A 24,551-nucleotide genomic window follows, 5' to 3' on the forward strand; every position below is an offset into this window, starting at 1 on the left:
ATACCTTTGCGCCTGCCCGCCGGTAGGCAGGGTCGTAAAACTTCAAAATACATAGAATGGCCGGTCAGTTAAAAGAGGTTCGTAACCGCATCAAATCAGTTCAAAGTACCCAGCAAATCACCAAAGCCATGAAAATGGTAAGTGCCGCAAAATTGCGCCGGGCACAGGATGCTATCATTCAAATGCGGCCTTATGCACAAAAACTGCAGGGGTTATTAAGTAACATCGTCAGCAATAGCGAAGGTGAAGTAGGAATGAAGCTGGCGACAGAACGACCGGTCGAAAAAGTGCTGCTGATTGTTATTACCAGTGACCGCGGTTTGGCCGGTGCTTTTAATGCCAACCTGATCAAGCTGACAAAAGCAACCATTACTGAAAAATATTCCAGCCAGTTTCAAAAAGGTAATGTGACCATTTGGAACATTGGAAAAAAAGGCTATGAGCATTTTACCAAGAACAACTATAAAACAGATGCTACTCATAAGGATATTTTTCTTCATCTCACTTTTGAAAATGTTCAAAAAGCATCACGGTCAGCCATGAAGGCGTTTGAAGAAGGAAAATATGATGTAGTAGAAATTGTTTACAGCCAGTTTAAAAATGCCGCTACACAGCGATTTGAGGTGGAGCGCTTTCTGCCAATACCTAAAGTGCAGAAAAAAGAAGGAGATAAGAAAGCTGATTTCATTTATGATCCTTCAAAGGAAGAGCTGTTGGCTGAGTTGATGCCGAAGATTCTTAATACCCAATTATACAAAGCCGTTCTTGACTCCAATGCATCTGAACATGGTGCCCGTATGACGGCAATGGATAAGGCCAGCGAAAATGCCAATGAAATGTTACGGAGTCTCAAGATTTCCTATAACAGGGCAAGGCAGGCAGCCATTACGACAGAGCTTACAGAAATTGTAAGTGGTGCGGCGGCACTCCAGGGATAATTAATGATAGTATAGCGAAGTAATTCCTGAGGTTTTCCCCATTTATGGGCTCCTCGTTCAGAAATGTTGATAACTGGGTTTTCACCTGCAAATGCATGAGTGTATTTTCGTCGCCTTGGTATTATTATTGAGAATTTAATTATCATCAATTTGCTATTACGGGTGTGATAGCTTTTCAAACAAATCCTGTTAGGATTGGGGTTTATGGAAATAACAAATCTGATACCGCATATTGAAGCATTGATCTTTGCCAGCGATAAGCCGTTGACCAGCCTGGAAGTAACAGAGCTTTTGAATAATGCTTTTGGTTTTATGGAAGATAAAATTTCATTGGACCAGGTGGAAGCTGCCGTAGAAGGAATCACAGAAAAATATAGTTCGGAGTTTTATCCTTTCGAAATGCGTCAAAGTGGTGGTGGATGGCAATTTCTGACAAAAAAAGACTATCATAAAACCATCGCCCAGCTGAATGGGGAGAAGTTTTTAAAGCGGTTGTCGTCTGCAGCATTGGAAACTTTATCGATCATTGCCTATAAGCAACCGGTAACAAAGGGTGAAATAGAAGCTATTCGTGGTGTAAGCTCCGACTATGCTGTTCAGAAGTTATTGGAAAAAGAGCTGATCATCATCAGTGGACGAAATGAAAAATTGCCCGGCCATCCATTAGTATATTCTACCTCGAAGAACTTCATGGATTATTTTGGTATTAATTCGGCAGATGATCTGCCAAAGATCAAAGAGGTGCTGGCCGATCAAATAGTAGAGCCAACCATTATAAAGGATGCTGAAATTACCGATGAAGAAACAAAACCTTCAGAAAGAGACGGTAGTGAGGAAGATGTGATGCTTTCCGTAACAGAAGAGGGTGAGCTAGTCGATAAATCGGAGAACGAGGAATAAAGCCCCCGAAATTCTCCCGATATATCGGGAGGACCTGCAACACACAGCCCCGATAACCGAATACCCGGCACAACAAGCAAACTATCTTGTCACAAGGCCAATAATAAAATATTTCAAAAACCTGAATTGTGTTTAGGTGGCCGTCCCTTTGGAAGGGGCTTTACCGAACCGTATCTTCGCCAACTATGTCCGAACAACTAACACCGAAAGAGTTAATACAAATTGCCCGGGATTTTGGAACGCCGGTTTATGTTTACCATGCTGAAAAGATTTCAGATCAATATAAAAAGCTGACTCATGCTTTTAACGGCAGCAATACCGTATTTTTTTATGCCTGTAAGGCGCTAACCAATATCAGTGTTCTTAAACATATTCGTTCGCTCGGCGCCAGTATTGATTGCAGTTCGGTGAACGAGGTGAAGTTAGCATTGCATGCTGGCTTTGCTCCAAAGAATGTTTTATACACCTCCAACGGAATTGGATTTGATGAAATCGCGGAGGCTAAAGAGTTGGGCGTAAATATTAATATAGATAGCTTATCCAACCTTGAAAAATTTGGTAAAGCCTATGGGCATACTTACCCGGTGGGTATTCGGCTGCGTCCCAATATCATGGCCGGAGGTAATTTAAAAATCTCAACCGGTCATGATAAAAGCAAATTTGGCATCCCGGTAGAACAGTTGGATCAGTTGCTTGAGATCATTCAGCAACAAAATATTTATATCAACAACCTGCATATTCATACCGGAAGTGAAATAAAGGATGTGGACGTTTTTGTGAAAGGTATTGAAGTGCTGTTTGACATTATTCCACATTTTAAAGAGCTGCGGTCAATTGATTTGGGCGGAGGTTTTAAAGTGCCTTATAAATCAGGTGATGCGGAGACGGACATTGAATTGCTGGCGCAAAAAGTAAAGGAAGCCTTCGATAGTCATCCACAAGCAAAGAATCTGCAAATATGGTTTGAACCCGGTAAATTTTTAGTAAGTGAATGTGGCTATTTCGTAGCGCAGGTCAACGTATTGAAAGAAACTGCGGCTACTACGTTTGTAAGTATCAACAGCGGTTTTAATCATTTGATAAGACCAATGTTTTACGACTCCTATCATCGTATTGAAAATATCAGCAATCCGTCTGGGTCAGAAAGAAAATACTCCGTAGTCGGTAATATTTGCGAAACCGACACTTTTGCCTGGGATAGGCAATTGAATGAAGTGAGAGAAGGCGATTATCTCGTTTTTTATAATGCCGGTGCTTATGGCTTTGAAATGTCTTCTAATTTTAATTCAAGATATAAACCTGCTGAAGTATTGGTGAAAGATGGAAAGGCATCATTGATCAGGAAGCGGGATGAGTTTGTTGATCTTTTACGCAACCAGGTTTTCGTTGAATAAAAAGCTTCACATAAAATTTATCGGCAGCAATATTTTCCTTGCTAAATAAAAATTACTGAGTTTCCTGTAGGAGTGTCTTCTCGGAAGGCTTTTTTACCCGGACCTAATCGTCGGCATCATCGTTCTTGTTTCTGTCTTGCCGATGTTTGCGAATATTAAACCGCCGATCTTGTGGCTTCTTCTTTGGCCCACTGCCCATTAGTTTCCATACCAGGTAAACGCCCAGTACAACGATTATAAGTATGATAGAGATATCCACTACTCGGATTTTACGTGAATAGTGATGGAGTTTCTGGATGTCACAGGCATGGTTCCGCCCATTGCCTCCATCGTGCCGTTTGATTCGGTAGTGATTGTCTTGCGGATAAGAATTCCTGTTGTCCCTTCTATAACGATGTTCCCGGAGCTGTTGTTATTCATGGTGGTAACAGCTTCTCTACCCATCATCATTGTTTTGGAGGTGCCAGACCCCGTGCTGGTGAATGTTACAACAATGGTGGAGTCGGTAATATCAGACAATGTATAAGTTGTTTTTAAATTGCCGGTTTCAGTTTTTATCGAATCGGTCCATGACTCACCACGGTTTATTTCTTTTGCTGGTAAAACTTTAAAAAAACTGGGATCACCTTTTCGTGGAGGATAAGCCATGGCGGTAATATCCTTAATCATACCTGCTACCATGGTAGTTTTTTCATCGGGGTTAACAACTTCTATTTTTACAGGTTTTGCCTGTAATACTTTACCAGTTCCATCTATGGTCAATTCATATTTCATGCCCAGGATATTTTTTACATACCCGCCAAACTGGCTGGCTGTATCATCCGGGTTTTCTGAGTTGAAAGAATGCTTCTGACCCATACCTTCAAAATCAAAATTCAATTTTTCATTTTCATGAAGCAGAGTAGTGCTGTTGTCACTGACAGCTGAAACTTTATATGAATGTACAGCGGAGCCTTCACTAGAGAAATCGATGGCGTTACCCATCGCTTGTTGGGTAACGACAGTTTTTAAATCTATTTGAATCGTGAGCTTTTGCCCTTCTATGAATTGTAACTTACCCTTCACGCTTTGTGCGTAGGTAACAGTACCTGATACAAGCAGGAATAGATACAAGAAAACCTTTTCCATCCGGTAATATCTCATTTATCAAAAGTGACGAAACTTATTTGAAAATGGTGGGCTTGTCAAAAAATTAGGTAATTGTGATGGCGATTCGTATATCAAATGAACTTATTACATTTAAATACTAAAATTAGCTGTTTCTGCCTATCGGGATGACCGACAATCCGCAAGATCAAAACCAGGATGATTTTAATGCGGCCGGGTGGGGTCGGTAACCGGCCAAATTTTCAGAACATTGGAGGGGGCGGTGGGGGTCTTTTCTCTTTATTGCCAGGGTTGCCTGGGCTTTCGGGGCGGATAGCAACAGTTGTAGCGTTTGATAAAATAAATTAAAGTCCATCCTGCATTGATCGGCGCAGAAGTTAATTTGCCACCTGTGAAGCTTAGATTTGTATTCAGACGCCGAACAATGACGAATAAAATGTTTAATTCTTTTAATATTCTCGGTACAGTATGAAAAAAATCATTATTCTTTGGATCGCTGTTTTCTTTACAGGTGTTTCCTTTTCCCAGGACATGAAATCCTTCAAACTGTACAAGCCGGAAGAAAATGCGGAGAAAAAAATTGCTGAGGCGGTAAAACAGGCCAAAGCAGAGGGTAAAAATGTATTTGTTCAGATCGGTGGTAACTGGTGTATCTGGTGTGCACGATTTAATGACATTGCTACCACAGATAAGTCGATCGATTCCGTCATTAAAACCAACTACGTTGTATATCATCTTAATTATAGCAAGGAAAATAAGAATGAAAAACTGTTGGCAAAATATAATTTTCCGCAGCGTTTCGGCTTTCCCGTATTTCTTATCTTAAATGGAAAAGGTGAGCTGATACATACTCAAAATTCCGGTTACCTCGAGGAAGGCAAAGGTTATAACACAAAAACGGTGATCGGTTTTTTTAATGACTGGTCACCCAAAGCATTGGATCCAAAACAGTATAAGGAGCAATAATGAATTAATGAATCCCGGCACTCCATCCTTTATCAGGCTCATCAATCATCCACTCAAGTTCAGGATGTTTTTATTATTTCGGCTACCCAGTGCTTTTTTTTGCGGTGTCCGGGTTCGTGCAATGGATGAAAAAAATTGCCTGGTGACAGTGCCCTATAAATGGTTTTCACAAAATCCATTTCGCTCCACTTATTTCGCCTGCCTGTCGATGGCGGCGGAAATGAGCACGGGTGTATTGGCCATGGCGCATGCATACAAACGTAATCCGCCAATCTCCATGCTGGTAGTAAAAGTAGAGTCCGAATACTTTAAAAAAGCAGTTGGTAAAACAACATTTACTTGTGAAGACGGGGATGCATTACGTCGAACAATTGAGGAAAGCATTTCAACTGGCGAAGGGAAAATATTCAGGGCAAAATCGGTGGGTAAAAATGCAGCCGGTGAAATTGTTGCAGAGTTTTATATTACATGGTCGTTTAAGGCGAAACCCCCAGCCCCTAAAGGGGAGTAAAGGGATATCAAATTATATTAAGTTACTAAACAAAATTCTCCTTTAGGGATAAGGGTATGAAAATAGCATTTCACGGCGCAGCAAGAACTGTTACAGGTTCCAAGCATTTACTGGCTTTAAAAAATGGTAAAAGAGTTTTACTCGACTGCGGCATGTTCCAGGGAATGGGAGCAGAAACAGACGCATTTAACAGGGATTTCGGGTTTGAGCCATCTTCAATTGATGTGATGATCCTTTCACATGCCCATATCGATCATAGCGGTTTAATACCCAAATTGGTCAAAGATGGTTTTGCAGGAAAAATATACTGCACATCCGCTACCAGGGAACTGACAAAAATTTTGTTGGAAGATTCAGGCGAGATACAGGAAAGTGATGTCAAATATTCCAATAAAAGAAGACTGGTAGAAGGCGAGCCTTTGTTGCAACCACTTTATACCATTGAGGATGCAAAAAATACGTTCGACCGTTTTATAGAAGTGAAGTATAATGAATGGTTCCCGGTGATTGAAGATGTAGAAGTATTATTCACGGATGCGGGACATATTATTGGAAGTGCTTGTGTACATTTAAGAATAAAGGAAAATGGAAGACAGCGGCAGCTCACCTTTAGTGGTGATGTAGGTCGTTATCGCGATGTCATCTTAAAATCACCGGAAATTTTTCCCCAAGCTGATTTTATTCTTTTAGAGTCAACTTATGGCAATAGCCTACACGAGGAAATAGTGACTACACCCGACCATTTGCTGGAATGGATCAACAAAACCTGTTTGCAAAAACAGGGCAAGCTGATCATGCCTGCTTTCAGTGTAGGCAGAACCCAGGAAATTTTGTTTGCATTGAATCAACTGGAAAACGAAAACAGGTTACCCAAACTAGATTATTTTTTAGACAGTCCTTTGAGCCAGGAGGCTACTGAATTGGTGAAGCGATACCCACAATATTTTAATCGATATATCCAGCAAATTTTAAAATCAGATGCGGATCCTTTTTCTTTTAGCGGGTTGAAATTTATCAAAACAGTGGAACAATCCAAGATGCTCAATTTCAGAAACGAGCCTTGTGTCATTATTTCTGCGAGTGGAATGGCAGAGGCGGGCCGGGTAAAACATCATATCAGTAATAATATTGAAAATAGCCGCAACACCATTTTGCTCACCGGCTATTGCGAACCCAATTCGCTTGGCGGCCGTTTAATAGCAGGAGCCAAAGAAGTCTCCATATTTGGCGTTCGTCACGAAGTGCATGCGGAGGTTGGAGCTATCCGCAGTATGAGTGCGCATGGTGATTATGAAGACCTGAGTCAGTGGCTCGCCTGTCAAAACCCGAGGGAAGTGGAGAAATTATTTCTCGTTCATGGGGAATATGATGTGCAGCAGGCCTTTAAGGACAGGCTTGTTCGAAAAGGCTTTCCCGACATAGAAATCCCGCAGCGTCACTATGAAATAGGTCTCGGGTAGGTCGTTTTGACAGCTATACGTTACTGGTTTGTTAATTCAGTTGTTGCAGCGCATAATGCAACACTTTTTCTATATAGTTACACGTTTAACTTTCACATCTCATTAATAATCCCGGCATAGATTTTATCGTTTATTAAGTGATAACAAGAAAATAAATCACTAATAAAAAGGAGTAAAGCCATGATGAGGAATTTGAAACTGTGGAGCGGAGTTTCCGGTATCGTCTTCTTGCTTGCAAGTTGTGCTTCCACAGCTCATATTGAAAAAGACGACAATACAGATTTTACAAAGTATAAAACATATGCCTGGGTAGAAAAGGAAGGAGTGAAAAAGGATCAGAAAAATGACCTGGCAGAACAAAAAATCAGGGATGCAGTCAATAAGGAATTAGAAAAAACAGCGGGTTGGAGAGAATCAAAAAAGGATCCTGATGTATTGCTGAGTTATGACGTGCTGGTTGAAAGAGCGGTCAGGCAGGAATCTGAGCCGGTTTATTCGAATCCCTTTATCCGTACATTCTACAACCCTTATTCACGTCGATTCTATAGGGTCTATTATCCTTCCCGTTTCGTTGGGTACGATAATTATGATGTGAATACCCGTGAAGGAACCGTAACAATATCTATGATCGATGCCAATACTGAAAAAACAGTTTGGCAGGGTTGGGCTACAGACGAAGTCGGTAGCAGACACATGACCACAAAAGAAATCCAGAATAGTGTAAAAGCCATTTTCAGGAAATTCGATATTGCGAAAAACTAATTTTTAGATCAGGGACGGTTGGAAGAACTAGCCCCGGACAGTAAAGTTCCGGGGCTTACTTTTTGGTTGGAAGAATTTAAAATAAACGTAACTGCGTTGATTTTTTTACTTAAGGTGGTTTTGCATTTCCAAATACCGTTTTTCGACAAATCTGAAGCAATAAAAAAATTGCATAAAATAGCAGCCCGTTCCGAGAAGGATTTTATCCCAAATTCAAACTTTGACGAATTGATTCAAAAAGAAAAAGACCACTCATAATTGCAAAATTAGTTAGTGCTGTAAATCTTTTTCCTAATGGAAATGTTGCTATGGACGTTGCTAAATTGATAAGCTTTTATTGGATGAGTTTTTGTTATCTGTAAATAAAGCGGGATCAATGAAATGGTATATCGGCTGTTCGGGTTATCATTATAAAGACTGGAAGGAAATATTTTACCCAATAGGTTTGCCACAAAGAAAGTGGTTTGAGTATTATAGTTCATATTTTGATACGCTTGAGCTGAACGTCACTTTTTATCGGTTCCCCCAGCTGAAGTTTTTAGAAAACTGGTATGCAGTCAGTCCTCGTGATTTCCGGTTTTCAGTAAAAGTTCCAAGACTAATAACACACTATAAGCAGTTTAATGATTGCGATAGACTGTTGACAGATTTTTATGAAACAACAATGAATGGATTAAAGGAAAAGTTGGGTGCGGTTTTGTTTCAGCTCCCACCTTCGTTTAGCTATAGTCCTGAGCGGTTCGATGTATTAATAAAAAGCATGCAAAAAGGATTTCAAAATGTAATAGAGTTCCGGCATGCAAGCTGGTGGAATAAAGAGGTGTTTGCCAACTTAAAAAAAGAAAAAATCATTTTTGCCGGCATTAGCTATCCTTCATTGCCGGAAGATGTTATCGCCAATCATAAAGTTGCCTACTACCGGTTTCATGGCAAACCAAAACTCTATTATTCCTCATATCCCACCAAAGCATTGAAGTCAGTCGCTGATTCTTTGAGCAAAGAAAAACTGGTTAAAGAAGTTTATGTCTACTTCAATAACACCGCTACCATTGCCGCCATTAAAAATGCGCTTTGGTTAAAAAAATATTTGAAGCAAACCCATGAGTCTTAAAATTAGCTGCTGCTTTTTTTCCTGGCAGTTTTTTTTGCCGCTTTCTTTTTAGTTGCCGTTTTCTTAGCTGCGGTTTTTTTCCTTGCCCGTCCGGCAGGCGGGTTTGGCACTTTAGCCCCGGCTTCTCTCGCTTCTGATAAGCCTATTGCAATAGCCTGCTTGCGGCTGGTTACTTTTTTCCCACTGCGTCCGCTTCGCAAGGTACCGGCTTTTCGTTCATGCATGGCTTTCTCTACTTTGTCCTGTGCTTTTTTGGAATACTTTGCCATAAAAAAAGTTTAAAAGATTTAAAAAGTTTAAGGTGTTTAAGAAATTTCAGAAGGCCAGGTTGACTTTTTTAACCTGTTGAGCTCCTCAAACAGCTGCCATGCTCATGCATTCTGCAGCACATTCATGACAGGCTGCAGCACAATCCCTGCAATGCTGATTATTGTGTTTATTGCACTCCTCAGCACAGGCATTGCAGACGTCGGCACAAAGCTGACAGATCGCATTGGCATGATTACTTTGCAACTGCATTAATTGAACGGCTGCTTTACAAATTGTACTGCATTCAATATCGAGCTGAATACAGAGGGCCATCATTTCAACATCTTCTTCATGAAGGCAGGACGCCACACAATGATCACAAGCTGCCGCACAACGAAGGCAGGCATCTATACAAGTTTGATAAGCTGAATGCATACCTGGTATTTTTAGAATTAAAAAATAGTGAGTTTAAATCGTGACCTCAATTTTCCTGCCATGGCCGTTCAGCTTTTACTATTGTTGAAGAGCTGCCAAAAGTTTTTCTAAAACAACTTTGGAATAGAACAACCTAACGTTTAAAGCCGATTGTTTTATGGCATTGACTGTTTCCAATATGATGATTTGTTGATGCCGGGTAACGGCGAAACAGGCAAATAATTCCTCAATATTTTTTTCAGGTACCGGTGATGCATATCCCGTAATTCCAATTCCCCAATCACTGTTGAAGGCAATAGCGACGTTTTTTGCCATTTCACCGGCAATTTTTTCAGAAACACAGTTGGTTGCCAAAGCATGTATAGGGTTAACACCTAAATGTTTTGTTTTTTGACCGATATTATAAGCGGTTATACCTCCCTGGAAAAATTCCAGTGCCTTGTCAGCCAGCGACAGGCAGGTTTGTAGATGTCCGGCTGTAACACTTTCAGCTACAGCAATTGTTTGCTTCGAGCTAATAAGAGCTTCCCCTATTTTGTCGGTAATACTTTTATGTAGTAACTCGTTGTCCAATGCGGAATTTATTTTGAATTCAATTAAAACAAATTACCTGCCATACCATTTTTTATGTTGTGAATAAATATCCCGGGCCAGTTCTAAGGCCTTAATTTATTTTTACCGCCGGATGTCGCTTTTCATTTCATCACTTAATTCTGGCAGCAACGGCAATTGTTATTATATCGGTAACAAAACGGAAGCCGTATTGATAGACGCTGGTATCTCCTGCAGGGAAACGGAACGCAGAATGAGCAGGCTTGGATTGTCCATGGCACTCGTTAAAGCAATTTTTGTTTCACACGAACATGCGGATCATGTCACGGGTATTCGGGTGTTGTCAAAAAAATACAAGCTACCCGTTTATATCACGCCCGGCACGTTGCGGTCGGCTGGCAGAATTTTGGAAAAAGAATTGATCAGGAGTTTTACAGCGGGACAGGAAATTACAATTGGTCAACTTTTAATAAGGGCCTTTCAAAAATCACATGACGCAGCCGATCCGCATAGTTTTATGATCACTGCCGGTGGGGTCAATATTGGGGTGTTTACCGATATTGGCAATTGTTGTGAGCAGGTTATTAATCATTTCAGGCAATGCCATGCCGCTTTCCTGGAATCCAATTATTGCGAGGATATGCTAATGAATGGCAATTATCCTTATGTTTTAAAGAAGCGAATCAGCGGTGATAACGGCCATCTTTCCAACAAGCAGGCCCTGGAGCTTTTTACCCGGCATCGCAGCAGCCAGTTAAGTCACCTGATTTTGTCCCATCTTTCAAAGAATAATAATACACCAGAGTTAGTGGAACGACTATTCAGCCCAATAGCTGGCACTACCAAAATTGTAGTGGCTTCCCGCTACGAAGAAACACCCGTTTTTTGTATCGAAGCTGGCAATGAAGCCTGCTATTCCTACCAAAATAGTAGTCAGCCGGTCATTCAGCAGTTATCGCTGTTCTAAGGGTGATTCTTTATTTAAGCAGAGTTGCCGTGAGATGATGATTATTTACTATTTCCGGAAATATTCTTTTGCCTGCCTGCGGTCAAACCTTCAAGTACAAAACTTGTTACCAATTCGTTGGAATAATTGAAAGATGTTTATGACTATTGAATGACAACTAACTAACATTATTTATACCTTTTTGTATAAATGCATTCGGTATCTTTGCAAAATATGAAACCCGAAATAGATCAACTAAAAGAGGTGAGTGTGATGGACGATGACCGGACCACGATCGAAAGGACCGTTTTAAGCGATTACAAGTATGGCTTTGTATCTGATTTAGAAGCAGATGAAGCGCCAAAGGGACTTAGCGAGGACATCGTTCGTTTTATTTCTGCCAAAAAAAATGAACCACAATGGATGCTGGACTGGCGGTTAAAAGCTTACCGCCAGTGGTTGAAGATGGAGGAACCCAAGTGGGCCAACATCAAGTATGAGCCCATCGATTACCAGGACATTATTTATTATTCGGCTCCCAAACAAAAGATAAGCCCGAACAGTCTCGATGAGATCGACCCTGAGCTGAGGCGAACTTTTGAAAAACTAGGAATTTCCCTGGACGAGCAAAAAAGACTTTCTGGGGTGGCGGTTGATGCTGTAATTGACAGTGTTTCAATAGGTACCTCCTTTAAAGAGCAGTTGGGCGAATTAGGAATTATCTTTTGTTCTATCAGCGAGGCCATCCAGGAACACCCGGAATTGGTAAAGAAATATTTGAGTTCCGTAGTTCCTATTACAGATAATTATTTTTCAGCCCTGAACTCCGCCGTCTTTAGTGATGGCTCGTTTTGTTATATACCCAAGGGTGTACGTTGCCCGATGGAATTGTCGACCTATTTCCGGATCAATGCTGAAAACACAGGACAATTCGAGAGAACATTGATCGTGGCCGAAGAAGGAAGTTATGTTAGCTACCTGGAAGGTTGTACGGCCCCGATGAGGGACGAAAACCAGTTGCATGCCGCCGTAGTGGAGTTGATAGCGATGGATAATGCCGAGATCAAATACTCAACGGTGCAAAACTGGTATCCCGGTGATAAGGAAGGCAAGGGTGGTATTTACAACTTTGTAACTAAAAGAGGTATTTGCCAGGGTAAAAATTCTAAAATCTCCTGGACACAGGTAGAGACCGGGTCGGCCATTACCTGGAAATATCCCAGTGTGATCTTAAAAGGCGACAATTCAATCGGCGAATTTTATTCAGTAGCCGTTACCAATAATCATCAACAGGCTGATACCGGCACCAAAATGCAGCACCTTGGGAAGAATACCAAGAGCCGTATCGTATCAAAAGGTATCTCTGCCGGTGTTAGTAATAATAGTTATCGTGGCTTGGTACATGTGAGCAAAAATGCCAGCAATGCCAGGAACTTTTCACAATGCGACTCCTTACTTCTCGGTGATAAATGTGGTGCACATACCTTTCCCTATATCGAGGTAAAAAATAAAACGTCAGTAGTAGAGCATGAAGCCACTACCTCCAAGATCGGGGAAGACCAGATATTTTATTGCAACCAGCGGGGCATTGATACCGAAACTGCGGTAGCCCTGATCGTTAATGGTTTTGCAAAAGAAGTAATGAATCACCTGCCAATGGAATTTGCAATAGAAGCGCAAAAGCTTTTAGCAATTAGCCTGGAAGGAAGTGTTGGATAACTATAATCATAATCAATCATCAAATAAGTAAGATAATGCTGACTATTCAGAATTTACATGCAGGGATCGAGGAGCGGGAAATTTTAAAAGGTATCAATTTAACCATAAACCCCGGTGAAGTGCATGCGATCATGGGACCTAATGGCTCGGGTAAAAGCACTTTAGCCTCTGTATTAGCAGGACGTGAAGATTACGAAGTAACAAAAGGCTCGGTTGAGTTTTTAGGAAAAAATTTGCTGGATCTTTCGCCGGAAGAAAGAGCAGGTGAAGGCATTTTCCTCGCTTTCCAGTATCCGGTTGAAATTCCAGGTTTGACTACCACCAACTTTATAAAGACGGCTGTGAATGAAGTGCGCAAATACCGTGGTGAAGAGCCATTGGATGCTGTGCAGTTTTTGAAAATGATGAAAGAGAAAATGGCCCTGATGGAAATCGGCCAGTCATTGCTGAGCCGCTCACTGAACGAAGGTTTTTCAGGTGGCGAGAAAAAAAGAAATGAAATTTTCCAAATGGCCATGTTACAACCGAAACTGGCGATCCTTGACGAGACGGATTCAGGTTTGGATATTGATGCGATTCGTATAGTAGCTAATGGTGTAAATAAGTTAAAAAGTAAAGATAATGCGGTGTTGGTGGTTACTCACTACCAGCGTTTGCTGGATTATATCGTTCCCGATTTTGTGCATGTATTGTATAACGGTCGCATCGTAAAATCAGGAACAAAAGAATTGGCATTGGAACTGGAAGAAAGAGGATATGATTTCATTAAAAATGAGGTGAACGAAAAACAGGAGGCCTGAGGCTTAAACAAGTAAGAAAATGATTGACACTATAAAAGAACAATATCAGCAGTTGCAGGCAAAAAATGGCAACAGCGTATTGACAAGCATAGAGCAAAATGCTTTCGATACGTTCACTAAGTTGGGTGTGCCTACTGCTAAACACGAAGAGTGGAAGTATACCCGCATCAGCAGTTTATTCAATAAAGATTATGCACTGGTGCAGGCGCCGGTTACCTTCTCTAAAGAAGAAATGGCTGGCATTCGTTTACCGGGTCATGAAGAAGCAAATGAGTTAGTATTTGTAAATGGACTTTTTTCCGCATCGCTTTCAGTAATACGGTCGGCCGGTTTGGTAGTGTTACCTTTGAAAGAGGCTGCAGAGGCGAACGACTATAAGGACATTGTTGTACGGAACCTCGGTAAAAGCAATAAATACCTGAAAGATGGTATTCATGCATTGAATACAGCTTTTTTACAGGAAGGTGTTTTTCTTTTTGTAAAAAAGTCTGTGATTATTGAACATCCGGTTTATATCTATAATATCTCAGATGCACGTTCAGTTAATACATTGGCACAACCCAGGAGCCTTGTTTATATCAGCGAAAATGCACAGGTGAAATTTGTAGAAAGCTATTCGACAATCGGTCAATCTGAAAGTTTCACCAACCAGGTAATGGAATTGGTGGTAGAGAAAAATGCCATTGTTGAATATTATAAGATACAAAACGATGGCGTAAACAGCAGCCAGGTCAGCACTACTCATTTCAGGCAGGTTGGAAAAAGCGTAGTGAATGCGGTGACTATTTCATTGAATGGCGGTATTGTTCGTAACAATATGAATGTATCGCTTGAAGCAGAGTACAATGAGGCGCATTTGTATGGTTTGTATTTTCTGAAAGGTAAAACGCATGTAGACAATCACACGGTGGTTGATAATATACAACCCCATTGCCTGAGCAATGAATTATACAAAGGCATCATCGACGACAGCGCTACGGCTGTTTTTAATGGAAAGATTTTTGTAGAGCCTTTGGCGCAGAAAACAAATGCCTTTCAATCCAATAAAAATATTTTGTTATCGGATTCCGCTTCGGTCAACACCAAGCCACAGCTGGAGATCTTTGCTGATGATGTAAAATGTTCACACGGCTGTACGATTGGCCAGCTTGACGAAGAAGGTTTGTTTTATCTCCGTTCAAGAGGCATAAGCGAGAAGGCTGCGAAATCATTATTGGTACATGCATTTGCCATCGACATACTCGAACACATCAAACTGGAACCGATCCGGGATTATGTTGATCAGCTTATCTCTGATAGACTTGAATTTGATTTTGATTTAGCATGATTGAAACTATAACCATACAAGATACCCTCGATGTACAGGCTATTCGCCGCCATTTTCCAGCATTAAGCCGGAAGGTGAAAGGTAAGCCATTGGTATATTTTGATAATGCGGCCACAACCCAAAAGCCGCAGGCTGTTATTGATGCATTGGTTGACTATTATAGCAGCTACAACGCCAATATTCATCGTGGCATTCACACCTTAGCCGAGGAAGCTACCGCAGCTTTTGAAGCTACCAGAGATACGGTAAAAGAATTTATCAATGCTCCGTCCCGTGAGGAGATCATTTTCACAGGGGGAACCACGGAAGGTATCAACCTCGTGGCGCAAGCATGGGGTAGGCAAAATATTAAGCAGGGTGATGAGATCATAGTATCAAATATGGAGCATCACTCCAACATTGTTCCGTGGTATGTTCTCTGCCAGGAAAAAGGAGCTGTATTAAAAGTCATTCCTATCAATGAGAATGGTGAGTTGATACTAGAGGAGTTTGAAAAGCTATTGAGTGAAAAAACGAAATTGGTTTCCATTGTGCATGTATCGAATGCGCTGGGAACAATCAATCCTGTAAAAACGATCATTGATAAAGCACACCAGGCCGGCGCTGTGGTGATGATAGATGGCGCACAATCCAGTGTGCATTTGGATATTGATGTGCAGGAAATGGATTGTGATTTCTTTGCTTTTTCCTCCCACAAAGTATATGGGCCGACAGGTGTTGGCGTATTGTATGGCAAAAAACATTTGCTGGAATCTATGCCGGTTTACCAGGGCGGGGGTGAAATGATCAAGGAAGTTTATTTTGACAGGATCACGTACAATGACCTGCCTTATAAATATGAAGCGGGCACGCCAAACATAGCTGATACCGTGGCGTTCAAAGCCGCACTGGATTTTACGAAGCAGGCAGGTAAAGAAAAGATCCGCCAGCACGAGAATGAATTGCTGGCTTATGCAACGGCGCAGTTAGAAGAAATACCGGGAGTAAAAATCATAGGCCAGGCAAAACAAAAGATCAGTGTTATATCTTTTGTGGTAGACAAAGTGCATCCGCAAGACCTTGGAATTTTGTTAGATAACCGGGGCGTTGCCGTTCGCACAGGTCATCATTGCGCGCAGCCTTTGATGGATCATTTCTGTATTCCCGGCACAACCAGAGCTTCTTTTGCGATGTACAACACAAAGGAAGAAATTGATGAGTTGATAACTGGTCTTAATAAGGCTATCAAAATGTTATCCTGATAATGATTGAGCATCAAACGATAGAAGAAATAGAAAAGGAGATCGTGGAAGAGTTTTTCCTGTTTGACAACTGGGATGACAAGTATGAGTATATCATTGATCTCGGAAAAAGATTACCGCCGCTTGAGGATCAATATAAAAAAGACGAGAACAAAGTAAGAGGTTGCCAATCCACGGTGTGGCTGGTAGCAGATTACAGGGATGGAAAAATGTTTTATAAGGCGGAAAGTGACGCTGTTATTGTGAAAGGGTTGATCAGTTTATTGATCCGTGTACTATCGGGTCAAACACCCGATGATATTGTGAATGCGAGATTGGATTTTATTAATGAGATAGGCATGATGTCACACCTCGCACAAACCCGGTCAAATGGTTTGCTGGCCATGGTGAAGCAGATTAAGAACTACGCATTGGCTTATAAACTAAAAAATGCGGGATGATGAACGAAGAAACATTGAGAGACCAGGTGGTTGCGTGTTTGCAAACAATTTACGATCCCGAAATACCTGTCAGTATTTACGAACTGGGCCTGATCTATCGCATAGATATTTTGCCGATCAACAATGTACAGGTTACCATGACGCTGACAGCACCAGGTTGTCCGGCCGCACAATCCTTGCCGGTAGAAGTGGATCAGAAAGTAAGACAAATCGAAGGAGTCAATGATGTACATGTAGTAGTTACCTGGGATCCGCCATGGAATAAAACGATGATGTCAGAAGCCGCTCAACTGGAGTTGGGCTGGATGTAATAGGAGTAAAAAATTATGAAGATCACCGCACAGGAAGAATATGGTTTGCGCATTTTAGTGAGGATTGCCAAATGTCCCACTAAAGAAGGGATGAGCATTCCCCAGTTAAGCGAAGCTGAGGGCCTGAGCAGTCATTATATTGCCAAGCTGACCAGGATTCTTCGTCTGCAGGGTTTTATTAACAGTACGCCTGGTTATAAGGGCGGCTATATTTTAGCTAAAGCAGCGAAAGAAATAAATATTAAGGAGGTGATAAAAGCCCTGAGTGGTTCCCTTTTCGATAAAGATTTTTGTGGCTTGCATGCCGGCACAGTCAAACTCTGTACAAATTCAGTTGACTGTTCCTCCCGTTCCCTTTGGCAGATGATACAGTTTACCGTGGATAAATTACTTGAAAAGGTGACACTCTATGACCTGGTAAATACTGAAGAAGAGTCCACGAAGATTCTAAGCTCCATCCTGCTTGAAAGCAATGTTGCTATGGCTGAAAAATAATAGCCTTACTTTTCCCCAATCAATTTTTTGTTGAATCTCTTACCACCAGTACAGATGGTATTACGATATTTTCCTGCTTTAAATTGAAATTGGATTTCTCCAGTGATTTAAATAACAGCGATGCGGCTTGTCTTCCCATCTCAAAAGCCGGTTGTGTAATGGTGGTCAATGATGGATTTAAAATGGCAGCTGTTTCAAGGTTGGAAAAGCATATTACTTTCAGCTCTTTTGGGATAGCAATTTTTAATTCGCTGCAAACCTGGTACACCGGTGTTGTCAGTTTTTCTACCGAAGCCACAAGACCGTCGGGCCGGCTTTTCTTTTTCAATAATTGTTTTGTCGATTCGTAATTGGCCCGGGTATCATTGCTGCAAAGAAGGATGTGTTTCTCATCGGCGGGCAGGTTGTTTTTTTCAAGTGCATGCAGGTAGCCCTTCAATCTTGCATTGCTGATTGACAGGCTTCTTGAAATTCCCATGAATGCAATTTTTCGACAGCCTTGGTTGATTAAATGTTCAGTTGCTTTAAACCCACTTTCAAAATCATCGGTAGTGATCCTGGCCGTTGCTACATCTTCACACACCCTGTCAAAAAAGATCAGCGGAACGCCTTTTGAGATCAGGTCATTAATATGATCGCTTTGAATTGTTTCTCTCGACACGGACATCAGCACCCCATCTACCCGGCCGTACTGAAATTCCTTTAAAATCATTTTTTCGTTTTCAAAATCTTCATGTGTCAGGCAAATCAGCACATGGTAGCCCTTTTCTTTCGCAATAGACTCTATGCCATTAATGGCTAAGGAGAAAAAACTATCGGCTACTTCGGGAATTACAAGAGCGATATTCTTGCTCCTTCTGCCACGCAGGCTGCTGGCATAAGGATTAGGAACATAATTAAGCCGGGAAGCCGTTTCGAGTACCCGTTGTTTGGTCTCCTCGCTAATTTCGTAGCTATCGTGCAGCGCTTTTGAGATAGTTGAGACAGAAAGCTTCAATTCACTCGCAAGTTCTTTAATATTAATATTCTTCATGGGCTAGCAGTCAGCAGTTAGTTAAGCAGTCAAAAACCTTTTCTGGCGAAAACGGTTTCGTAAATAAAGCTAAGACAATATGGAAAAAATTTCTCAAAAAAAAGCAATTTGTCGGAGCATTTAACATTCTGGTAAAAGGGTTTGGTTATCCTTGCCATATTATTCATAACCAAGACTAAACTATTTCCAATGTGTAAAACTCAGACTGCTCAACGATCTTTCACATTATTTTTTGTCACACTGCTAAGCTGCCTTTGTTTTTTGGATTCAGGTCCTGTCTATGCAGGAGAAATCCATCGAAAAAAAAATGATCCCGACCTCACCGTTCGCGGTACAGTCAAAGATGCTGTCAATGGCAAGTCATTGGCAGGCGCCAGCATTACACTTAAGGGAACCAATACGGTTTCACTAACGGATCTGAATGGCGCTTTTTCTATTACAGTTCCCGATGCAAATTCGGTACTGGTAGTTAGTTATGTTGGCTATGTTAGCCAGGAAGTGCTGGTTGGAAACAACAGCACCATAGATGTGTCCCTGCAACCGGGTGCTTCCGACCTTGGGGAAGTTGTAGTGGTTGGTTATGGCACGCAAAGTAAAAAGGATGTGACCGGTTCTGTCAAGACATTAAAAAGTGGAGAGTTTAATAAAGGTATCATAAACTCACCGCAGCAATTATTGCAGGGAAAAGTAGCCGGTGTAAATGTTACATCAGCAACCGGCGAGCCAGGTGGTGCATTGAGCATTACGATCAGGGGACCCGGCAGTGTACGTAGTGGTAGTACACCATTGTTTGTGGTGGACGGTTTGCCGCTTGATAATGCCAGTACAGGAGGCGGTGACCCTTTGAACTTTATTAATCCTGAAGATATCGAATCGTTTGATGTTTTAAAGGATGCGTCAGCCACGGCTATCTACGGATCACGGGGAGCAAACGGTGTAGTCATTATCACAACTAAAAAAGGAAAAGCAGGGACGTCTTTACTTACTTTATCTGCAAATGTTGGCGTTTCCAATCTCGCCAACAAAATACCTGTTTTTTCAGCGGATGAGTTTCGCAGGGAAGTGGTGAGAGTAGGAGGGCAGTTGGATGATAAAGGAGGTTCTACCGATTGGCAGGACCTGGTAACAAGAACAGCGCTTACACAAAACTATAATGTAACGCTTAGTGGCGGTGCTGAAAAGTTGGTTTACTACGCATCCTTCGGTGCTCAACGCCAGGAAGGTATCATAAGGAATAATTCGTTGGATAGGTATACGGGACGTTTTAATGCGACACAGAAATTTTTGGATGATAGATTGGTTGTTGAAGCTAACCTGAGTGTAGGACATACCAAAAATGTGAGACCGCCAATTACCAGTATAATCGGTGAAGCGCTGGGTAACAATCCAACTTACCCTGCCTACGATGCCAATGGTAACCCGGCAATATACCAGAATGTGTTAAATAATCCATTGATCTATTTTGACCTGGATAAAGATGTCGGTACAATTAACAGGTTTATTGGTAGTATTTCTCCTTCTTTCAAAATAATAAAAGGGTTAGTCTACAAACTCAATTTCGGTATTGATAATTCAAATGGTATTCGGGATATCCAGGCGCTGGGAAGTGCAACCCCTCCCCGTGACGGGAGATTGGATACTTACCAGAACTATAACAGGAACACACTGATCGAAAATTACCTGACATACAATTGGGTCAAAGCTCAACATAATGTATCTGCGCTGGCAGGTCATTCCTTTCAGAAATTTAATATACAGGGAAGAAACTTTAGTATAAGCAAAATTCCTGTTGGTGGAGTGGAACCGATCTATAACCCAGGGGTGGGAACGGAGCTGACCCTGGCCAATAACAGGCCTGGTGGTTATGCGACTGTTAACGAGCAACAGTCGTATTTCGGCAGGGTAACTTATCAGTATAACAATAAATACCTGGCTACTGTTAATTTTAGAGCTGATGGTTCTTCCAAGTTTGGTGAAAATAACAAATATGGTTATTTCCCTTCCTTCTCGCTGGGCTGGAAGATTTCTGATGAAGACTTCATGAAGAACTCTTCCATTTTCAGCAATTTGAAATTAAGAGGAGGATGGGGTAAAACAGGTAACCAGGAAATAGAATCAAAAATTACGCAGCCTTTGTTTATATCAACTAGCGGAAGTTACCCACTTTATCCTTCAGGTACATATCCGGTGAGTTATATCTATAGAAGATTGGCAAATCCCGATATACAATGGGAGGTATCCAAACAAACGGATATCGGGTTGGATTTTGGTTTATTGAAGGGTGAGCTTACAGGTACAATAGATTATTTTAATAAAAAATCTACCAATATTCTTTTACTGGTTACGCCAGCAGATCCAGTTCAGCCGTCATCAGAAGTTTGGACCAATGTAAAAGATATGGTTATTACCAACCAGGGGGTAGAAGTAGACCTGAATTATCGTAAAAAAATCAATAAAGACTTGAGTTTTGGCATAGGTGGAAATATTACATTCATTAATAATGACATAAAAAATTCGCCTTACACCATCATTCCTTCCGGTTCCGCACAAGGTTCTGGCCTGACTTCCGCTACGCTGAATGGATATATAAATGGTCAGCCCATCGGTACATTCTTTTTGCTGCAGTATACCGGTATAGGGCCTGATAGCCTGAGTGCTTATCTTGATGCGGATAAAAACGGATCAATCTCAAATGATAAAGACAGGGTTGCGGCAGGTACTGCGCTGCCTGACAAAATTTATAGTTTTTATGGGAATTTGAATTTTAAAGGCTTTGACCTGGCTATTAATTTCAATGGAGTTGCTGGTAATAAGATCTATGATAACACCGCCAATTCTCTTTTTTATAAAGCTAAACTGGCAAAGAGCACCAATACTACCAGCGAGGCTAGTCTGAATTTAAATGAATCCAACAATAATCCTGCTTCTATCAGTACCAGGTATCTGAAAAACGGAAGTTACCTGCGACTAAATAATCTTTCACTGGGTTACAACTTCAATACAAAAGCGTTGGGAATTAGTAGATGGGCCTCTTCTATTCGTTTGTCTGTTACAGGTCAAAATCTATTTGTAATAACAGATTATGACGGTTACGATCCCGAAGTCAACATCGACAGGAATATCAGTGGCGCTCTTTCTTATGGTATTGACTATCTAAGTTATCCCAAAGCGAGATCTTTCATCTTTGGCGTTAATGTGTCATTCTAAAAACAAAAAAAATGAAAAAGAAATTTTTATATACACTCTTCTTTATTTCAGGCATTGCCGCTGTCGAAAGCTGTACAAAACTAAACGAAGAAATATTGGATGAAGCGTCAGTTGCAGGACTTACCGATAAACAACTTGCCGAGGGTACGATAGCACCGGTGTACAGTGTGCTTCCCTCGCTATTTCAGCATACCCAGTATTTTGCCTTACAGGAAATTTCAACGGATGAAGCTATTCTTCCTTACCGTGGAGGAACAGACTGGGGCGATAATGGTATCTATATTTCATTACACAAGCATGAAACCACCAGTGGCGATCCTAACGTAAGAAATGTTTGGAATAATATTGTATTGGGATTATCAAGATCGGTTACAGCTATTTCTACGCTGGCTACCAATACTGATCCAAACGCCAAAATATTTCTTGCGGAAGCAAGAGCAATGAGAGCCTATTATAATTTGATGACACTTGATCTTTTTGGTATTGCCTTTCAAAAAGAGGATCCGAAAGAAACATCAACGGTACTCCGTGGGGAAGAAGCTATTGAATACATAAAATCGGAATTATTAGCAGCAGAACCGCAACTGGAAACAACCAGTGGTCCCGGGCGTTTATCAAAAGCAGGCGCATGGGGCTTGTTGGCAAGATTGCACCTGAATGCAGCAATATACAGAGATCGTTATTCAACCAATCCAGCTTTCAAAGCAGAGGATATGGATAAAGTGATTGAGTATTGCGATAAGATCATCAACTCGGGACAGTTTGAATTAGCATCTGAATACTTTTCTATTTTCAATGACAACAATCATACAAACAAGGAACTGATCTTTGCTGTTGATCAGCGGGCCGATTTGAATGGGCACAACCGTATGGCTTATTTCTCTCTGTCAGGCGATCAGTTTCCATTGCCTGCATATACAGGAGCAAACGGAACAGATGGTCCTGCTATCACGCCGGATTTTTATCAAACATGGGTAGCGGCCAATGCTCCATTAGATCCAGCCGCTGCCGATCCCCGTTTTTATAAAGAAAATCTTACTGTCTATTCCAATCCCGCAGACTCCTGTGTGGATGCTGCTAATTTTCATATCAACCGCGGCATACTGAGAGGACAGCAATATGGCCTTACAAAAAACCCTGATGGCTCTTTTAAAAAATGCCCGGATGGAAAAATGAAAGTAAGCAAACTGTACAATGCTACCCGCTCAAGGCCTGATTTGCCCGTTAATTTTACCGAGTTTATTGATTTTACCGTTCCCGGTAGCAATTACAACACGGGTTACCGTGTAGAAAAATATGAATTCAGCAGAGGTTCAGTTAGCGGAAGAAATTTTGGCGAACATGATATTATTATTCTTCGCCTGGCAGATGCTTACCTGATGAGAGCTGAAGCAAAGCTTCGCAAATCAAATGATGTTGCAGGAGCTTTAGCGGATGTAAATATTGTAAGAGCGGCACGTACAGCCAGGATCATTGCACCGCCGTTAGCTGACATGTCACTGGACATTTTGTTTCGTGAGAGGGGGTTTGAATTTTATTGGGAGCATCAGCGCCGTACTGATATGATCCGTTTTGGAAAATATGAAGGCACATGGACCGAAAAAAATAATAGTGATCCGAAAAAAAGAATTTTCCCCATTCCTCAAACTGCGATCGACGGGGCATCAAACTTGCCGGGGTATTTAGTGCAAAACGAGGGATATTAAAGCTATTTCATGGGAAGTTAAAAAATATATGCATGCAGGCGATAATACTGCCTGCATGCACATAGTAAATTTTTGCCGGGAATGATCAGAACAGAACAGATAAAATAAATTATTCGGTACAGTATGAAAAATTGGAATAGGATCGCATTTATTATTGCATGGTCTTGTTTTAGTAATGTGGCGATTTCACAGATCACTATTTATACTGTATCCAATGCTCATTCACATAACGATTATTTGGGACAATCACCTTTTTATATGGCGTTTGAAAAAGGTTTTGGATCTATTGAGGCTGATGTGTTTCCTGTAAATGGTACTTTATGTGTCGCACATAGTAAACATGAAATTGATACACAAAGAACGTTGCAGCGCCTATACCTGCAGCCTTTGCAAAAAGAGGCTGGTGCTCAGAAGATGAGAAAATTGAATTTGCTGATTGACATAAAAGAAGATCATAAAATATGTCTTTCATTATTGATCAAAGAACTGGAGCCACTGAATGCTTATTTGTCAACGCCGGAACAGGAAAACTATATTACGATTATCATCAGCGGGGAGAGGCCGCTTCCGGCTGATTATAAGGAGCATCCGGCTTTTATTTTTTTTGACAGCGATTTAAAAAGTAAGCATACACCGGAACAGTGGCGAAGAGTGGCTTTGGTAAGTCTGCCTTTCAACAAAATTTCAGCTTGGAAAGGAAATGATGACCTGGCTAAGAAAGATGAAAAGTCGGTGAAAACTGTTATCGATAACGTACACCAGGCCGGTAAGCCTATTCGATTTTGGGCCGCACCGGATACTGAGCTATCGTGGAGCTGGCAGATGAAATTGAAAGCGGATTTTATCGGAACGGATAAGGTAAATGAGTTGAGTGATTTCTTGAATAAAAAGAACGATTAAAAGTAAAAATAGGTTTCTAAATTTTTAACGGGAATAAATTC

The 24,551-nt window shown here is 41.2% G+C and carries 25 protein-coding genes; 19 read left to right on the forward strand and 6 right to left on the reverse strand.

What is annotated here, in order from left to right; all coding sequences use genetic code 11:
* The first annotated feature begins 56 nt into the window (after positions 1 to 56).
* From atpG to lysA, 3 genes are all read left to right on the forward strand, one after another.
* Positions 57 to 938 (forward strand): ATP synthase F1 subunit gamma, encoded by an 882-nt coding sequence (gene atpG / locus ACFEL9_RS05280; protein ID WP_385886780.1) that lies wholly within the window; start codon positions 57 to 59, stop codon positions 936 to 938.
* A 204-nt stretch (positions 939 to 1,142) separates the two neighbouring features.
* Positions 1,143 to 1,838: an SMC-Scp complex subunit ScpB gene (scpB, locus tag ACFEL9_RS05285; protein WP_385886781.1), complete on the forward strand. Its 696-nt coding sequence runs from the start codon at positions 1,143 to 1,145 to the stop codon at positions 1,836 to 1,838.
* A gap of 185 nt (positions 1,839 to 2,023) precedes the next feature.
* Complete coding sequence (lysA, locus tag ACFEL9_RS05290) at positions 2,024 to 3,232, forward strand: diaminopimelate decarboxylase (RefSeq protein ID WP_385886783.1); 1,209 nt, start codon at positions 2,024 to 2,026, stop codon at positions 3,230 to 3,232.
* Positions 3,233 to 3,335: 103 nt separating this feature from the next.
* Here the strand turns inward: lysA and ACFEL9_RS05295 are convergent, their stop codons facing one another.
* Together ACFEL9_RS05295 and ACFEL9_RS05300 are read right to left on the reverse strand one after the other, a co-directional pair.
* Positions 3,336 to 3,491: a hypothetical protein gene (locus ACFEL9_RS05295; protein ID WP_385886785.1), complete on the reverse strand. Its 156-nt coding sequence runs from the start codon at positions 3,489 to 3,491 to the stop codon at positions 3,336 to 3,338.
* Positions 3,491 to 4,360, reverse strand: a complete 870-nt coding sequence (locus ACFEL9_RS05300) for a DUF6263 family protein (protein ID WP_385886786.1) — start codon at positions 4,358 to 4,360, stop codon at positions 3,491 to 3,493. Before ACFEL9_RS05300 ends, ACFEL9_RS05295 begins: the two co-directional genes overlap by 1 nt.
* 447 nt (positions 4,361 to 4,807) lie before the next feature.
* Here ACFEL9_RS05300 and ACFEL9_RS05305 point away from each other — a divergent pair, with 447 nt between their 5' ends.
* The 5 genes from ACFEL9_RS05305 (at position 4,808) to ACFEL9_RS05325 (ending at position 9,149) form a co-directional block, all read left to right on the forward strand.
* Positions 4,808 to 5,305, forward strand: coding sequence for a thioredoxin family protein (locus tag ACFEL9_RS05305; protein ID WP_385886788.1), 498 nt, complete (start codon positions 4,808 to 4,810; stop codon positions 5,303 to 5,305).
* A gap of 7 nt (positions 5,306 to 5,312) precedes the next feature.
* Complete coding sequence (locus ACFEL9_RS05310; protein WP_385886789.1) at positions 5,313 to 5,816, forward strand: DUF4442 domain-containing protein; 504 nt, start codon at positions 5,313 to 5,315, stop codon at positions 5,814 to 5,816.
* Between the two features lie 56 nt (positions 5,817 to 5,872).
* Complete coding sequence (locus ACFEL9_RS05315; protein ID WP_385886790.1) at positions 5,873 to 7,276, forward strand: MBL fold metallo-hydrolase RNA specificity domain-containing protein; 1,404 nt, start codon at positions 5,873 to 5,875, stop codon at positions 7,274 to 7,276.
* 180 nt (positions 7,277 to 7,456) lie between these two features.
* Positions 7,457 to 8,038 carry a DUF4136 domain-containing protein gene (locus tag ACFEL9_RS05320; RefSeq protein WP_385886792.1) on the forward strand — a complete coding sequence of 194 codons (582 nt, stop codon included), beginning with the start codon at positions 7,457 to 7,459 and terminating at the stop codon, positions 8,036 to 8,038.
* A gap of 376 nt (positions 8,039 to 8,414) precedes the next feature.
* Complete coding sequence (locus ACFEL9_RS05325; RefSeq protein ID WP_385886794.1) at positions 8,415 to 9,149, forward strand: DUF72 domain-containing protein; 735 nt, start codon at positions 8,415 to 8,417, stop codon at positions 9,147 to 9,149.
* A 2-nt stretch (positions 9,150 to 9,151) separates the two neighbouring features.
* On the opposite strand, the gene ACFEL9_RS05330 is transcribed toward ACFEL9_RS05325, so the two are convergent.
* The 3 genes from ACFEL9_RS05330 to ACFEL9_RS05340 form a co-directional block, all read right to left on the reverse strand.
* Complete coding sequence (locus ACFEL9_RS05330; RefSeq protein WP_385886795.1) at positions 9,152 to 9,418, reverse strand: DUF6496 domain-containing protein; 267 nt, start codon at positions 9,416 to 9,418, stop codon at positions 9,152 to 9,154.
* 85 nt (positions 9,419 to 9,503) lie between these two features.
* Positions 9,504 to 9,833 (reverse strand): four-helix bundle copper-binding protein, encoded by a 330-nt coding sequence (locus tag ACFEL9_RS05335; RefSeq protein WP_385886797.1) that lies wholly within the window; start codon positions 9,831 to 9,833, stop codon positions 9,504 to 9,506.
* A 78-nt stretch (positions 9,834 to 9,911) separates the two neighbouring features.
* The gene (locus ACFEL9_RS05340) at positions 9,912 to 10,406 is read right to left on the reverse strand and encodes a CinA family protein (RefSeq protein WP_385886798.1); all 495 of its coding nucleotides are present in this window, start codon (positions 10,404 to 10,406) and stop codon (positions 9,912 to 9,914) included.
* 112 nt (positions 10,407 to 10,518) lie between these two features.
* Here ACFEL9_RS05340 and ACFEL9_RS05345 point away from each other — a divergent pair, with 112 nt between their 5' ends.
* The 8 genes from ACFEL9_RS05345 to ACFEL9_RS05380 all read left to right on the forward strand — a co-directional run bounded on the left by ACFEL9_RS05345 (position 10,519) and on the right by ACFEL9_RS05380 (position 17,664).
* Positions 10,519 to 11,352: an MBL fold metallo-hydrolase gene (locus ACFEL9_RS05345; protein ID WP_385886799.1), complete on the forward strand. Its 834-nt coding sequence runs from the start codon at positions 10,519 to 10,521 to the stop codon at positions 11,350 to 11,352.
* A 213-nt stretch (positions 11,353 to 11,565) separates the two neighbouring features.
* Positions 11,566 to 13,050, forward strand: coding sequence for a Fe-S cluster assembly protein SufB (gene sufB, locus ACFEL9_RS05350; protein ID WP_446753361.1), 1,485 nt, complete (start codon positions 11,566 to 11,568; stop codon positions 13,048 to 13,050).
* Between the two features lie 35 nt (positions 13,051 to 13,085).
* Positions 13,086 to 13,850: a Fe-S cluster assembly ATPase SufC gene (gene sufC, locus ACFEL9_RS05355; RefSeq protein ID WP_385886800.1), complete on the forward strand. Its 765-nt coding sequence runs from the start codon at positions 13,086 to 13,088 to the stop codon at positions 13,848 to 13,850.
* Between the two features lie 19 nt (positions 13,851 to 13,869).
* Positions 13,870 to 15,177 carry a Fe-S cluster assembly protein SufD gene (gene sufD, locus ACFEL9_RS05360; protein ID WP_385886802.1) on the forward strand — a complete coding sequence of 436 codons (1,308 nt, stop codon included), beginning with the start codon at positions 13,870 to 13,872 and terminating at the stop codon, positions 15,175 to 15,177.
* Positions 15,174 to 16,418, forward strand: coding sequence for a SufS family cysteine desulfurase (locus ACFEL9_RS05365; protein WP_385886803.1), 1,245 nt, complete (start codon positions 15,174 to 15,176; stop codon positions 16,416 to 16,418). Before sufD ends, ACFEL9_RS05365 begins: the two co-directional genes overlap by 4 nt.
* A gap of 2 nt (positions 16,419 to 16,420) precedes the next feature.
* Positions 16,421 to 16,858, forward strand: coding sequence for a SufE family protein (locus ACFEL9_RS05370; RefSeq protein ID WP_385886805.1), 438 nt, complete (start codon positions 16,421 to 16,423; stop codon positions 16,856 to 16,858).
* Positions 16,855 to 17,169 carry a DUF59 domain-containing protein gene (locus ACFEL9_RS05375; protein WP_385886807.1) on the forward strand — a complete coding sequence of 105 codons (315 nt, stop codon included), beginning with the start codon at positions 16,855 to 16,857 and terminating at the stop codon, positions 17,167 to 17,169. The genes ACFEL9_RS05370 and ACFEL9_RS05375 overlap by 4 nt, the downstream gene beginning before the upstream one ends.
* Before the next feature lie 15 nt (positions 17,170 to 17,184).
* Positions 17,185 to 17,664 (forward strand): RrF2 family transcriptional regulator, encoded by a 480-nt coding sequence (locus tag ACFEL9_RS05380; RefSeq protein WP_385886809.1) that lies wholly within the window; start codon positions 17,185 to 17,187, stop codon positions 17,662 to 17,664.
* Positions 17,665 to 17,683: 19 nt separating this feature from the next.
* Here the strand turns inward: ACFEL9_RS05380 and ACFEL9_RS05385 are convergent, their stop codons facing one another.
* Positions 17,684 to 18,697 (reverse strand): LacI family DNA-binding transcriptional regulator, encoded by a 1,014-nt coding sequence (locus tag ACFEL9_RS05385; RefSeq protein ID WP_385886810.1) that lies wholly within the window; start codon positions 18,695 to 18,697, stop codon positions 17,684 to 17,686.
* 189 nt (positions 18,698 to 18,886) lie between these two features.
* Between ACFEL9_RS05385 and ACFEL9_RS05390 the strand changes: the two genes are divergently transcribed.
* The 3 genes from ACFEL9_RS05390 to ACFEL9_RS05400 all read left to right on the forward strand — a co-directional run bounded on the left by ACFEL9_RS05390 (position 18,887) and on the right by ACFEL9_RS05400 (position 24,510).
* Entirely contained in the window at positions 18,887 to 21,904 is a 3,018-nt protein-coding gene (locus ACFEL9_RS05390; RefSeq protein WP_385886812.1) for a SusC/RagA family TonB-linked outer membrane protein, read from the forward strand.
* Between the two features lie 11 nt (positions 21,905 to 21,915).
* Entirely contained in the window at positions 21,916 to 23,610 is a 1,695-nt protein-coding gene (locus tag ACFEL9_RS05395; RefSeq protein ID WP_385886814.1) for a RagB/SusD family nutrient uptake outer membrane protein, read from the forward strand.
* Between the two features lie 123 nt (positions 23,611 to 23,733).
* Complete coding sequence (locus tag ACFEL9_RS05400) at positions 23,734 to 24,510, forward strand: PI-PLC domain-containing protein (RefSeq protein ID WP_385886815.1); 777 nt, start codon at positions 23,734 to 23,736, stop codon at positions 24,508 to 24,510.
* The last annotated feature ends 41 nt before the right edge of the window (positions 24,511 to 24,551 follow it).

It is taken from the genome of Terrimonas alba (genome assembly GCF_042434975.1).
Classification (GTDB): Bacteria; Bacteroidota; Bacteroidia; order Chitinophagales; family Chitinophagaceae; genus Terrimonas_B; species Terrimonas_B alba.

What these genes read in the sequence shown, in the direction of transcription:
- ACFEL9_RS05345 (WP_385886799.1), top strand. Translation starts at nt 10,519, where the DNA reads ATGTCGCTTTTCATTTCATCACTTAATTCTGGCAGCAACGGCAATTGT.
- ACFEL9_RS05400 (WP_385886815.1), top strand. Translation starts at nt 23,734, where the DNA reads ATGAAAAATTGGAATAGGATCGCATTTATTATTGCATGGTCTTGTTTT.
- ACFEL9_RS05375 (WP_385886807.1), top strand. Translation starts at nt 16,855, where the DNA reads ATGATGAACGAAGAAACATTGAGAGACCAGGTGGTTGCGTGTTTGCAA.
- ACFEL9_RS05385 (WP_385886810.1), bottom strand. Translation starts at nt 18,697, where the DNA reads ATGAAGAATATTAATATTAAAGAACTTGCGAGTGAATTGAAGCTTTCT.
- ACFEL9_RS05300 (WP_385886786.1), bottom strand. Translation starts at nt 4,360, where the DNA reads ATGGAAAAGGTTTTCTTGTATCTATTCCTGCTTGTATCAGGTACTGTT.
- sufD (WP_385886802.1), top strand. Translation starts at nt 13,870, where the DNA reads ATGATTGACACTATAAAAGAACAATATCAGCAGTTGCAGGCAAAAAAT.
- sufC (WP_385886800.1), top strand. Translation starts at nt 13,086, where the DNA reads ATGCTGACTATTCAGAATTTACATGCAGGGATCGAGGAGCGGGAAATT.
- ACFEL9_RS05335 (WP_385886797.1), bottom strand. Translation starts at nt 9,833, where the DNA reads ATGCATTCAGCTTATCAAACTTGTATAGATGCCTGCCTTCGTTGTGCG.
- atpG (WP_385886780.1), top strand. Translation starts at nt 57, where the DNA reads ATGGCCGGTCAGTTAAAAGAGGTTCGTAACCGCATCAAATCAGTTCAA.
- sufB (WP_446753361.1), top strand. Translation starts at nt 11,566, where the DNA reads ATGAAACCCGAAATAGATCAACTAAAAGAGGTGAGTGTGATGGACGAT.
- ACFEL9_RS05320 (WP_385886792.1), top strand. Translation starts at nt 7,457, where the DNA reads ATGATGAGGAATTTGAAACTGTGGAGCGGAGTTTCCGGTATCGTCTTC.
- ACFEL9_RS05330 (WP_385886795.1), bottom strand. Translation starts at nt 9,418, where the DNA reads ATGGCAAAGTATTCCAAAAAAGCACAGGACAAAGTAGAGAAAGCCATG.
- ACFEL9_RS05395 (WP_385886814.1), top strand. Translation starts at nt 21,916, where the DNA reads ATGAAAAAGAAATTTTTATATACACTCTTCTTTATTTCAGGCATTGCC.
- ACFEL9_RS05365 (WP_385886803.1), top strand. Translation starts at nt 15,174, where the DNA reads ATGATTGAAACTATAACCATACAAGATACCCTCGATGTACAGGCTATT.
- ACFEL9_RS05310 (WP_385886789.1), top strand. Translation starts at nt 5,313, where the DNA reads ATGAATCCCGGCACTCCATCCTTTATCAGGCTCATCAATCATCCACTC.
- ACFEL9_RS05315 (WP_385886790.1), top strand. Translation starts at nt 5,873, where the DNA reads ATGAAAATAGCATTTCACGGCGCAGCAAGAACTGTTACAGGTTCCAAG.
- ACFEL9_RS05305 (WP_385886788.1), top strand. Translation starts at nt 4,808, where the DNA reads ATGAAAAAAATCATTATTCTTTGGATCGCTGTTTTCTTTACAGGTGTT.
- scpB (WP_385886781.1), top strand. Translation starts at nt 1,143, where the DNA reads ATGGAAATAACAAATCTGATACCGCATATTGAAGCATTGATCTTTGCC.
- ACFEL9_RS05325 (WP_385886794.1), top strand. Translation starts at nt 8,415, where the DNA reads ATGAAATGGTATATCGGCTGTTCGGGTTATCATTATAAAGACTGGAAG.
- ACFEL9_RS05370 (WP_385886805.1), top strand. Translation starts at nt 16,421, where the DNA reads ATGATTGAGCATCAAACGATAGAAGAAATAGAAAAGGAGATCGTGGAA.
- ACFEL9_RS05390 (WP_385886812.1), top strand. Translation starts at nt 18,887, where the DNA reads ATGTGTAAAACTCAGACTGCTCAACGATCTTTCACATTATTTTTTGTC.
- lysA (WP_385886783.1), top strand. Translation starts at nt 2,024, where the DNA reads ATGTCCGAACAACTAACACCGAAAGAGTTAATACAAATTGCCCGGGAT.
- ACFEL9_RS05380 (WP_385886809.1), top strand. Translation starts at nt 17,185, where the DNA reads ATGAAGATCACCGCACAGGAAGAATATGGTTTGCGCATTTTAGTGAGG.